The following is a 9,991-nucleotide window of genomic DNA, read 5'->3' on the forward strand; positions in this document are numbered from 1 at the left end:
CGATTAGACCCAGATCACGAATCACTACTCGAAACGTTTCTCGATATCACAGGAAACGTATCTGGACAAACGAATCGCTTCAAATGCCCAATAGAGGATTGTGAGAAACACATATCCAGGCCTCGAAAGAACGACATTTGTTCCTGTTCAGACCGGGAGCAGCTTTACCCGACGGATAGCCTTAGGATGCACGAAAGGTTTTACGATAGTAGTAGTAGTGAACAAGCCTTCACAGCTTTTCGAATGGTAACAGAACATCTCCTTTTGGTGAATATCCTGAGGTATTTTAAACGAAATCATCCCCCAAGTTGGTTTGATGAAATCGCATTCGTTGTAGATGGACCATTGGCTATATTTGGGATGCCAGCTTGGCTGAAAGAACATGTGCAAAACGAGATTGCAGATATTCACAATGACCTTGTCTCACAAGGACATGCAGGGCTATTACTAATGGGTATGGAGAAATCTGGTGAGTTTCTGGATCACCTTGAAGAATTGGATTGGCACCAAACTCAAGGACGTCGGCAAAAACTACAAAATAGCACAGCCATGGCCCCCACAACTGAATACATCTATCGGCATATTACGCCCAATCCAAATACTCAGAAACCGTATGGCGCTGCCGTGTATTATGGACGGAAAGTGCTCTATAAGAATCGTTCAGGCCAACATGCCGTAGTTATGACACCTATCGTAAATTCAGCCGGACGGAACCCAAATGGAACAGAACTGGCAGCATTCCCCAGGTTAGGAGAAGTCCTTGATATTGTAGATGACCTTTACACACACCTGTACCAAGACGGTTTTATTCCACTAATTCGAGCAAATGCTCACGCGGCGATCCCTCTACGACAAGGTCAACGAATTTTAGCCAACCTCTTCGATGAAAACTCCTATCACCCATAATGAAGACAACACTAGCTGACCTATCCTACAGTACGGCCGCAGGTAGATGGGCACGCTTGGGCCCTTATTACGCTATGTTTCCAATACCTTTCGTGGAAAGGATAGTCTCCTTATTCTCAAGAAAGGGCGATACAGTCATTGATCCTTTTTGTGGACGTGGCACTACGCCATTCATAGCGATGATTAATGGTCGCAAAGGTGTAGGATGTGACAATAACCCAATAGCATGGCTTTATTCCAAAACTAAAACTGATCCATATCCTGAGATTGAGGCGGTGAGAACTCGTATTTCACAGGTCAGAGAGGCAGTGACACGCGATGACTGCCAGCCTATAAACGAGTTCCAAGAACTAGCATTCTGTCGTATAGTCTTAGGATTCGTTAACGCGGGAAAGAGAATCCTCAACTGGCAAGAAGACCAGTTAGATCGTACCGTAATCACGATGCTGATTCAGCATCTCCATGATAAGAAAGGACACGGTCTGTCCAACCAACTTCGCCACTCCCGTGCACTTTCTCCTGATTACTGTATTCGCTGGTGGAAGACTAACGGATACGAAAAACCCCCTGAGATTGAACCTGATAAGTTTCTAGCAAAACGTCTCCATTGGCGATATGCCAAGGGTACACCGCGACCAGCAGGTATGGATGCTCCCGCCATCGGATTGGGCAAAGCTTCGAGTTGTCTTCCAAAGACCGATAGACCTGCTGATCTTGTCATAACGTCACCGCCTTACAGTAATGTTACAGACTACCGTGCCGACAATTGGATACGGCTATGGGCGCTAGGAGAAGGACCAGAGTTGCCAGATTGGAATGCGGAACAAAAATACACCAATACGGAACTGTACGGCGAAATGTTACTCAAATCTTTTATTACGACATGTAACTATACCCATAGAGGAACCGTTTGGTACATTCGATCTGATGCTAGATTACGAACTAGAAACATGATATCTGGTATTTTAGCTAAAATCCTTCCTAACCATCGAGCATACGAGCTTCCCGCTCCTTATGTAAGAAAAACGCAGACTGCCCTATACGGTGACGATGGTCCCAAACCAGGAGAGATAGATTTACTGTATCTGCCTCCTCGACGCAAACGATTGGGTTTTACAATTCAGTTCAAGCCATCAAATTTCAGTTTTTGTAACTGACCATTCTTGCCTCAGCACTGCTCACCCACCGAGCGCCCATCCCGCGGGTATCCCCATCACGCCATCGCCCAGGTCTCGGATGTGTGGATCGTTGGATAGTACCAGCGCTTGGAGGACGGGTTTGTCCAGGATCTCATCCAAACGACGCAGGTGGCGCGCGTCCCTGTGCGAGACCCTGTCTTTGTATTTAACCTCGACAGGCACATAGCCGCTTTCAGTCTCGATCAGCAGATCGACTTCCCGGCCGTCGACCGTACGCAGATGATAGAAATCAACGGGCAACTTCAGGTTCTGCGTCTGTTTAAAGATCTCCGCGATGATGGCGCCTTCGAATTCGGAACCCGTTGGGCGGGACCTGCGGTTGAGCAGTGCACGTTGGATGCCCGGATCGAGGAAGTGAATCTTCGCTGCCTTGGAAAGGCGTTTGTTCCGATTTCTGAACCACGGCTGTAGCTGGATGACCTGGTAACTGATTTCGAGGTAAGTGACGAAACGATTGATCGTCCTGTGCGTCACGCCGGCGAGACGGGCCAGTTCGCTGATATTCAGCAAACCGCCGGCCAAACCGCCCAATGCCCGCAACATGCGTACATAGGGTACCAGGTCCCGAAGGTTGGCCAGATCTCGAAGATCTCTTTGCAGATACGTTCGCAGGTAGTCCTGCAGCCATCCGTACCGGTCCTCCCGGGACAGCGTATTATCGGAAACTACCGGCATGCCCCCGTATTCCAAGTAGTGATCCAGGCAATCAACCGCTCTGGCGTATCGGTCGCTTTGCTGGGGTATTCCTGATACCAGAATACCAGGATCCCCGGATTCAAGGTACCGGACCAGGCGGGATTCCACGACGGGATCGTGCCAGGAATCGGTCATCATCTCCGGTATCGTAAGCGGATACAGTTCCATTATTGTGACGCGTCCAGCCAGGCTCTCCCGGATCTGATCCATCAACAGGATCTGGCTGGATCCAAGCAGAATGGAACGACTGTCGGGATACCGGTCGTACACTGCCTTGACGGATTCGACTATCGAAGGCGCCTTCTGGATTTCGTCCAGAATGACCCTGGGATAACGTTGATACCACTGCGCCGCCGACAGTGCCGTAAAGTCAGGGCGCACGATCGGGTCTTCGAGCGAGACGAAATCGTATTCAGGAAACCCGGCCTGCACCAACGTGGTCTTACCGGTCTGACGAGCACCTGTCAATGCGATCAGTCGTCCCAGGCGGGTGTCCGCCTTCTGTTTCATCAAGGACAGCACTGTCCTGTTTTTCATGTCACGAACTCTTTTTGGCGTTATATTATGCTCTTTATGATAAATAATACGCTATTATTATGACAAAGCAAGCAAATTTTACGTTAGAATGACTTGCGAGGCGATCAGAAGCTGTCGGTGGGAGGGGTAATCAAGTGTGGGAAATGGTTGTGGGAATCGGGGGATGCGTGCCAGGGAGTTCCGTGGGGGAACGGCACCGTGTTTTCCTGGAAACGACGAGATCGGCCCTGACGGTGATCGGTAATCAGTTATCCATCGTTGTCAACGACGCGTCCGTCCACGTTTTCAGCCTGATCGTCGTCCACCAGCTACCCGTCCGCGAGCTTCCCGTCTTCCAGATTCCCATCCGAAAGCTTCCCGTCTTCCATCTTACCGTCCGTCAGTTTCTGGATCGATCCGGGAATGGCATCGACCGGCGGAACCTCCGGGAGTTCCCGCGTGATGGGGACGTTCAAGTCGGAGAATCGTTGGGCGGAGGTAGCAACACGGGTATCCCATGATCCGACGCTCCGATTGTACCGCTCGATCGCCTGCCGAAGCGAATTGCCCACGTTGACGTAGTGCCCGGCAAAAACGGCCAGCCGGTCGTACATCTCCTTGCCCAGGTCGCTGATCTGCCGGGCGGTCTCCGCGACGCGGATCTGCTGCCAGGACATCTCCACGGCCTTGAGCAGCGCCAGCAGGGCCGGCGGCGTAACGATAACCACGTTTTTCTCGAGAGCCCGTTCCGTCAGCCCGGGTTCCCGTTCGATGGCGGGGAGGAAGGCAAACTCGGGCAGGACCATCACCACCATGTCCGGCGTCGAGGCCAGGACGCTCCAGTACTCCTTCTTTGCCAGGGAGTCCACGTGGCTTTTTACCTGGCTGACATGGCGGTCGAACGCGGCCGACCGGGTTTCGTCGTCGTCCGTCTCGAAGGCTTCCATGAGCGCCGTCAGTGACACCTTGGAATCGAGAATGACCGTCCGGTCCTGCGGCAGATGGACGATCACATCGGTTCGAATCCGTTCGCCTTCGCTGTCGAAGCTGTCCTGCACCGTGAAATCGATGTCCTTCCGAAGGCCCGAAAGCTCAAGGACCCGTTCGAGCTGCGTCTCCCCCCACCGGCCGCGCACGTCGGGCCGCTTGAGCGCGTTGGAAAGCGTCTGGGCCTCAGTGGCGAGTTCCTTGTTGGTCTGCATGAGGTTCAGCATCTGGGTGCGGAATTCACCGGCGTTTTCGGCCCGCGCCTTGTCCAGCGACTCGATCTTCTCCGACAGGGGCTTGACCAGTTTCTCGACGGCTTCCTGGCGCGCTTTGAGAGACTCCTCGGCGTTTGCCTTGAACGATTCCTGCTGCGACTTCAGGACCTCCGAGGACAAGGCCTTGAAGGTGTCCTTGAACCGCTTCTCCACCTCGTCGCGCTCGCCGAGGCGTTCCTCCGCGTTGGAGAGTTTCTGAAGCAGTTCGGCCCGTTCGACTTCCAGCTTCCGGACTTCCTCCAGCGACTTCCCCGCTTCGGCCAGTTGCTCGCGCACCACGCCCAGTTCGGTCTCCATGGCCGCCTTCTCGCCGCTGAGGGCGATGATCCGGCTGCTGTTTCTGAAGCTCCATACCAGCACGCCGGCCGCCAGCGCCAAGCAGGCCAGGAGTGCGATGAGCAATATGATCGTCAGTGTGTCCATGTGGATTAATAAGACACTAAGGAAGTGCCGTAGTCAAGCGGTCAGCATGGTCAGCATAGTCCGGCTACCGTTCTCCCGCCATCCATTCGGCCGAGACCCTGGCCAGCTCCTTCATGACGGGTTCGTCGGTGTTCCGCCGTTTCAATACCTTGAATCCATGATCCGCCGTATCCACGACGTGCAGCGTCGCGTTAGCCAGGTCGTCCACGACCGGCTGCAGCAGATCCAGGTCCGCCATCGAGTCCCGCTGGCCGGACAGGAACAGCATGGGCGCCTCGACCGCCTTCAGGTGTTCGGCACGCTCCGTGTTCTTCTTGCCCGCATGCAGGGGAAAAGCGTAGAACACGATGCCCCTCAGCCCTTCGACCGGTTCTCGGGCGCACGCCGTCGAGACCATCCGACCGCTCATTGAATGCCCGCCGGCGAACACCGGCAGCCCGTCGGCGCTTTCCTTCGCCGTTTCGATGGCCGCCCGCACCGTGGCCAGGCGCACCTTCTCGCCGTCCATTCCGCCGCCGCCCTTCTCGGAATAGGGATAGTTGAATCGAAAGGTGGCAACCCCCGCTTCGTTCAGCGCGCCACTCAGTTCCTCCATGAACCGATGGCGCATGTTCGTGCCCGATCCGTGTCCTAGCACCAGCAGGGCATGTGCGGCGGCCGGGCCGTCGGATCCACCTGCGCCGGATGAGCCGCCCGGCTTCGCAAGTATGGCCGAAACCTCGCCTTTCTCTTCAGTCGAGATGAACTTCATTTCTCTCGTATCAACGGGCATTCATTCCTCCAGCTTAGCTCGTTTAACTCCCTGCGGTATTCCTCTTATAACTCCCTGCGGCCCGCCCACGTAATATAACCTTACGCCTGCGTTGCGCTACTGCACCGCGCGCTTCGGATAGTCGTAGATCACTTCGTCGCCGGGCACATCGCCCACGGTGGACCAGGTGTCTCCCTGGAACCTGAGGTGCAGCACCGCGCAGGTAGGCATGTTGAAGATCTCTCGCGGCCCGAGGTGATTCGCAAGATCCGTCAATCCCGGATTGTGCCCGAACAGCATCAAGATATCCACCGAATCATCCACGCCCCGGATCACGTGAAGCAGTTCGGCAACGCCCGCGTGAAAGAGGCGCTGCTCCACCACGATGCTTTCACGGGGGTATCCGAGCTTCCCGGCTATGGTCCGTGCCGTGTCCAGCGACCGGACCGCGGAACTCGATACGATCAGGTCCGGATTGTACCCGCTCCGTGCCAGCCGCTCCCCCATCTCCGGCGCGTCCCGCTTCCCGCGCTTGTTCAGCGGCCGCTCATGATCGCTTAGGGTGGGGTCCTTCCAGCTCGACTTGGCGTGCCGGACCAGGATGAGTTCTTTCACCTGGAAGCGCTCCCTTGGATAGGTGGTTCGTACGGCAGCGGGGCGGACTTCTCAGGTCCGATTGGACCAGCCCCTGCGCTCAAGCCACCGAACGCCGGTCCGACCTGGTCTTCGCGGGCAGGCTGAACGGACGGTCGTGGCGGAGACTCGGTACGCGGCCACGCGCGCTGGCGACGCTACCCAGGTCCACCGTTGCGACGATGACGCCCACGTCTTCGCCGCCGTCGGCCAGGACCTCGCCCCAGGGGGAGATGATGAGCGAATGGCCGTACACCTCGCCGCCGCCCGGAATCGAACCCGCGGCGCAGGGGGCCACCACCACGGCGCCGTTCTCGATGGCGCGGGCGCGGTTCAGCACGTGCCAGTGGGCCTGTCCCGTCGTCTTCGTGAATGCCGCCGGTACGGCGAGGATCTCGGCGCCGGCCTGCGCCAGCGTGCGGTAGAGCTGGGGAAAGCGCAGGTCGTAACAGGTGGTCATGCCGAGCCGGCCCCAGGGCGTGTCCGCTACCACGACCGTCTCGCCGGGGGATACGACGTCCGACTCCCGGTACTGCTCGTCCCGGGAGAGGTCCACGTCGAACAGGTGGATCTTGTCGTAGCGCGCGCGGATCTCTCCCTGGTCGTCCACCAGGAAACCCCGGTTGATGAGCCGGCCGTCCAGCCCGTCCACCGCCACGGAGCCGATGAGCGTCCACACGCCGGCGTTCCGCGTGAAATCCCGCAGGGCCGCGACCACGGCATGGTCCGCCTCCGGCGCCGAGGGCGGACAGATCATGCCGTTGTCGGTTCTGAGGCCGCCGCAAAACTCGGGCAGGCACACCAGATCGGCGCCCTTCGCCACCGCGTCGCCCGCCAGGCGGCTGGCGACCTCGATGGCTTCGTCGAAGGTCGCCGAGGCCGGCGTCTGCACACAACCGATACGTACTTCGTTGCTTGAACTCATGGCTGCTCTCCTGTGATTGCGTAATGCTGATCTGCGAGTCCTGACTTACTGATGCGGCCAGGGCACTCATGCATTCAGAATGCCCAGGTCCTTAATGCGGTATCCCAAGCTGATGCATCCTGCGATGAATCGCCTCCCGCGCCTCGACAAAGGGCCGTTCCAGGTAGGCGAGATGGTCTTCCTCGCCGTGATGATGGGTGGCCGTGCCAGGTTCGTGCCGCGCCGCGGTCCGGCGGATGTACTGCAGGTCGCCGTCGATGAGGGTGAGCATGTACTGGGCGGCGTCCCGGTCGAACATCCACCACTCGCCCCCGCAGGCGACGTAGACCGGCGAGGTGTGGGCGAAGATCCCCCGTCCCCAGCCGTCGTGGTGGGGCACGCTGGTGTAGTCCGGCCCCGCGCATCGCGCGGCCAGCCAGGTGTGCCCGTCCACCTTCACGTGCGCCTTCAGCTCCAGGCGGCGCGTTCCGTTGCGGTCCTCCGTGGAAGCCACGACGCGTCCGCCCTGGACGATTTCCAGCGTATGGATCGGGAAGATGCTCTCCGACCAGGCCTGGACCTCCACCGTGCCGGGACCCGACACCTGCACCGTGTCGCCCACCTGGTGCCCGTCCACGGAGAGGTGGATGATGGGACCGCCGCTGTGGAAGGTGCGCCCCTGCGAGACGGCGCTGCACCAGTTGTCGTAGGTGAAGTCCTGTTCGGGCATGTAGGCGTAGGTGCGGTACAGCCCGACGGGCACGTCGCTGCTCATTTTGTCTGTGCCGCCCACCAGGGGCAGTTTGTACCCGCAGTTGAGATAGCGGTAGTATTCGATGTGGTTGAAGGGCTGGTGGCGCAGCATCTCCACGCCGTCCACGCGGCCCGTGGCGATGAGCGCCGCGGGCTCTCCGTTCGGGTTGGGGAGATGGGGGATGATGACCGAGCCGCCCTGTGCGTGGCACTGGTCCGCCCAGTCGCTCATCGTGATCTCCAGCGTGCCGCCCAGTTCCGCCTCCCCCGGGCCGTCGGTGCACCAGGGCATGACCGGCTCCTTCAGGCCCCAGAGGATGAGGTGGCCCAGGAAGTGCTGCCGGTTCTCCTGACCCACGTAGACGATGTTGTTCCCGTCCTGAGAGATACTCGGCCGGCCCGTGAAATCCTCCGTGTTGGTGAAGAGGTTGCCCCACTGCGAGGGCAGCAGGTTCACGATGTTCAGGTCCTCCCCCTGGGACTCCGTATGGCTGCCCTGCGTCGAGAGGAAGTGGACGTGCGAATCGCCGCTGTACCAGCCTTGCGCGTTCATATTCACCCAGCGCTTGAGCCGCAGGGTCAGTTCCTGCTGCCCCGGTTCGATCTTCACCCGGGTCCGCAGCGGCTCGTACTCGAACCCCCGCGCCACGTCTACGATCACCTCGCCGCGGGGCAGCCACCCCTGGCACTTGCCGTCGATGTAGGCATAGGTGATCTGACCGAGCCGGAGGTCCCCGCCGATGTCGATGTGCCAGGTGTCCAGGTTGGAATTGACCTGGTTGTGGTGGCCGTAGGGCTGGTAGGGGATGCCTTCGGGCGAGCGGAAGTGGACGCGGCACGGGACCGGCCTTCCCGTGTCGTCATCGAGGACGGTGACGTTTACCCAGTTCCGCCCCCGGTCCAGAAGCTCCACGCGCATACGCGGCGTCTCGATCACCTTCTTCTGCTCCACGTCGCCCCATTTGACCTCGCCGACGGTTTCCTCGCCCTGCTTCACCGACAGCGTCGCGGACGGGATGGCCGCCACTTCGACGTAGGCCGGGCTCGACTTCGGATTCTGGGCCTCGCCCCATCCGGCGAAATCGCCGTCGACGAAGTCATCGGCCGAGGCCTCGGGCAGGGGATGGACGTAGGAGGCGATGCCCCGGTCCACGTCTACGCGCAGGTCGAAGGGCTTTTCGGCGTCGTCGGGATCGGTCAGCGTAAGGCGCGCCTCGCGTTTCCCCTGGCGGACGAAGGGATGTTCGTTGGCCTGCGAAACCGTCAGTCCGGCGATGATGAAAGGCGGACCGGCCGGGATGACCTCCAGCGATTCGATCTCGCGGTCGGGATGGGGGTTCCGCCAGGCCCAGAGGTAGTATCCCCTGGAATAGTCTCCCGTGACTTCAGTCTGACGCTTGCCCGAGTCGCCCCAGTTGTCCCCCGCGTAACGCCGCATCTTCACCTGGCCCCGGTCCGGAAGGGCGATAAAAGGCTTTCCGCCCAGGGAGATATGGCCGATTTCAAAACGCTCGCGGATGGGTACACGAATCTCCTCACCGCTCTCCTCGCCGCCCTCCTTGCCGCCCGCCAGCCGGAACACGTATTCCGCCACGGGGATCCCCAGCGGTCCGCCCTCCATCAGGTCGGATTTCAGCAGGCGATGTGCCAGGATCAGACCCGTAGCCCGGCTGTTGACGGGAATGGTCACGCCGCCGGAGGTCTTATCGAAGGCAATGAAACAATTCGCCGGATCGTCGTTTACCCGGAAGGGCAGGCCGCGGCACAACTGATCGCCAATGGGCGTGTTGGGCTTCTCCTCCAGGACGTCGAGTCCGGCGTTACACAGGGCGGACAGGTCGAGGGGCAGGTAGTCTGGCATGTGGGCGCCTCATTCCGTATGTAACTTATGGTGATGCAATCGGCATTTTGAAGCGTGTTTTTGTACAAATTTCAAATTGAACTTGAA

8 protein-coding genes are annotated in these 9,991 nt (G+C 58.8%); 2 read left to right on the forward strand and 6 right to left on the reverse strand.

The annotated features are described in order from the left end of the window. The first annotated feature begins 186 nt into the window (after positions 1-186). Together F4Z81_05140 and F4Z81_05145 are read left to right on the forward strand one after the other, a co-directional pair. Positions 187-906 (forward strand): hypothetical protein, encoded by a 720-nt coding sequence (locus F4Z81_05140; GenBank protein MXW04438.1) that lies wholly within the window; start codon positions 187-189, stop codon positions 904-906. Further along, complete coding sequence (locus F4Z81_05145; GenBank protein MXW04439.1) at positions 906-2,063, forward strand: DNA modification methylase; 1,158 nt, start codon at positions 906-908, stop codon at positions 2,061-2,063. Before F4Z81_05140 ends, F4Z81_05145 begins: the two co-directional genes overlap by 1 nt. A 21-nt stretch (positions 2,064-2,084) precedes the next feature. Here F4Z81_05145 and F4Z81_05150 read toward each other — a convergent pair whose 3' ends face one another. From F4Z81_05150 to F4Z81_05175, 6 genes are all read right to left on the reverse strand, one after another. Further along, positions 2,085-3,338, reverse strand: a complete 1,254-nt coding sequence (locus tag F4Z81_05150) for an ATP-binding protein (GenBank protein MXW04440.1) — start codon at positions 3,336-3,338, stop codon at positions 2,085-2,087. A gap of 308 nt (positions 3,339-3,646) precedes the next feature. Further along, positions 3,647-5,002 (reverse strand): DNA recombination protein RmuC, encoded by a 1,356-nt coding sequence (rmuC, locus tag F4Z81_05155; GenBank protein ID MXW04441.1) that lies wholly within the window; start codon positions 5,000-5,002, stop codon positions 3,647-3,649. Positions 5,003-5,066: 64 nt separating this feature from the next. Continuing rightward, on the reverse strand, positions 5,067-5,774 hold the full coding sequence (locus tag F4Z81_05160; protein ID MXW04442.1) for an alpha/beta hydrolase: 708 nt from the start codon (positions 5,772-5,774) through the stop codon (positions 5,067-5,069). Positions 5,775-5,870: 96 nt separating this feature from the next. Beyond that, positions 5,871-6,368, reverse strand: a complete 498-nt coding sequence (locus F4Z81_05165) for a histidine phosphatase family protein (GenBank protein MXW04443.1) — start codon at positions 6,366-6,368, stop codon at positions 5,871-5,873. Positions 6,369-6,447: 79 nt separating this feature from the next. Beyond that, a complete protein-coding gene (locus tag F4Z81_05170; GenBank protein MXW04444.1) occupies positions 6,448-7,311 on the reverse strand; it encodes a carbon-nitrogen hydrolase family protein in 864 nt (287 codons plus the stop codon). A 91-nt stretch (positions 7,312-7,402) separates the two neighbouring features. Further along, positions 7,403-9,904: a hypothetical protein gene (locus tag F4Z81_05175; protein MXW04445.1), complete on the reverse strand. Its 2,502-nt coding sequence runs from the start codon at positions 9,902-9,904 to the stop codon at positions 7,403-7,405. Positions 9,905-9,991 lie beyond the last annotated feature (87 nt).

The sequence above is a fragment of the Gemmatimonadota bacterium genome (assembly GCA_009835325.1).
In the GTDB taxonomy this organism is placed as follows: domain Bacteria; phylum JAAXHH01; class JAAXHH01; order JAAXHH01; family JAAXHH01; genus JAAXHH01.

Excerpts from the sequence above, each read along its gene's own strand:
- F4Z81_05140 (MXW04438.1), top strand. The coding sequence starts at position 187 with ATGCACGAAAGGTTTTACGATAGTAGTAGTAGTGAACAAGCCTTCACA.
- F4Z81_05145 (MXW04439.1), top strand. The coding sequence starts at position 906 with ATGAAGACAACACTAGCTGACCTATCCTACAGTACGGCCGCAGGTAGA.
- F4Z81_05150 (MXW04440.1), bottom strand. The coding sequence starts at position 3,338 with ATGAAAAACAGGACAGTGCTGTCCTTGATGAAACAGAAGGCGGACACC.
- rmuC (MXW04441.1), bottom strand. The coding sequence starts at position 5,002 with ATGGACACACTGACGATCATATTGCTCATCGCACTCCTGGCCTGCTTG.
- F4Z81_05160 (MXW04442.1), bottom strand. The coding sequence starts at position 5,774 with ATGCCCGTTGATACGAGAGAAATGAAGTTCATCTCGACTGAAGAGAAA.
- F4Z81_05170 (MXW04444.1), bottom strand. The coding sequence starts at position 7,311 with ATGAGTTCAAGCAACGAAGTACGTATCGGTTGTGTGCAGACGCCGGCC.
- F4Z81_05175 (MXW04445.1), bottom strand. The coding sequence starts at position 9,904 with ATGCCAGACTACCTGCCCCTCGACCTGTCCGCCCTGTGTAACGCCGGA.